Annotated in this window: 2 protein-coding genes; one reads left to right on the forward strand and one right to left on the reverse strand. The window is 69.2% G+C overall.

Annotated features, from left to right (window positions below; all coding sequences use genetic code 11):
• The coding region (locus D7X32_RS44445) for an aminomethyl transferase family protein (protein WP_120608482.1) at positions 1–705 on the reverse strand (705 nt) is incomplete at its 3' end.
• A gap of 38 nt (positions 706–743) precedes the next feature.
• Between D7X32_RS44445 and D7X32_RS44450 the strand changes: the two genes are divergently transcribed.
• Positions 744–1,070, forward strand: a complete 327-nt coding sequence (locus D7X32_RS44450) for a cupin domain-containing protein (RefSeq protein ID WP_120554625.1) — start codon at positions 744–746, stop codon at positions 1,068–1,070.
• The last annotated feature ends 12 nt before the right edge of the window (positions 1,071–1,082 follow it).

Genomic DNA, 1,082 nt, shown 5'->3' on the forward strand with positions numbered 1-1,082 from the left:
CCCCGCCTCCACCCGCACCCGCTCCAGCGCGTCGAACCCCAGCGGCTTCAACCCGTGCGCCCCGCCCGCCTGGACGAGCGCCGCCCACACCGCCTCCAGCCCCGCGCGCGGCACCAGGATGTCCACCCCGGACAGCCCGCCCGGCAGCGCCGTCCCCAACAGCCACACGTCCTGCCCGGCGATGACCGCCTTGCGGCTGGTCAGGGGGGCCAGGGGCTCGAAGGGGCCGCCCAGGACGGCGGCCAGCACCTGGGCCGTCCGGGGACCGAGCAGCTTGAGCCAGCCCCCGTCCGGGGTCCCATCGTGCAGCTCCGCGTCCTCGGAGATGAGGTACTTGTCCAGGAACTCCCGCACCTTGGCGCCCAGGCCGGGCTCCAGGTCCAGCAGGAGGTCCTCCTCCCGCTTGAGGATGCGTGCATCTCCCACCATGGCGCCCTTCACTGTGATGAAGGCGGCATAGGCGGCCGAGCCGACCGGGAGGTTCTTCACCTCCTGGGTCACCATGCCGTGGAGGAAGGAGGCACGATCCTCCCCCGTTATCCGGAGGATTTCGCGGTAGGACGCATCGTGCAGTGCCACGGCGCCGCGTGCCGCGTCATACTCCGCGCCTACGTCTCCATACCCGGCCACCACTTCACGGCCGCCCACCGGAATGAAGCGGGCACCCACCCGCTCGTGAACAAAATGCAGCGTCAGCGGTTCCATGCCCGTCGCTATATAGAGGCGCAGGAGCGGATGCCACGATGGATGTGAAGCAGCTTTCGGCCTTCCAGGGCTTCTCCATGGAGAAGCTCCAGAAGCACACCGTCTTCCAGTCGGGTCGCTTCTTCCTCGACGTCTATTGTCTGGCCCCGGGCCAGGCGCAGAAGCCCCACCGGCATGCCACGTCCGACAAGGTGTACCTCGTGCTGGAGGGGAGCTGCCGCTTCCGCATCGGCGACGAGGAAGCGGCACATGGCCCCGGTTCCACCCTTTTCGCCCCCGCGGGCACCGAACACGGCGTCGTCAACGACGGCCCGGACAACGCCCGCCTCCTCGTCCTGATGACCCCGCCTCCGGAGCACGCATGAGCAAGAAGGCCC

The organism is Corallococcus carmarthensis, from assembly GCF_003611695.1.
GTDB lineage: Bacteria > Myxococcota > Myxococcia > Myxococcales > Myxococcaceae > Corallococcus > Corallococcus carmarthensis.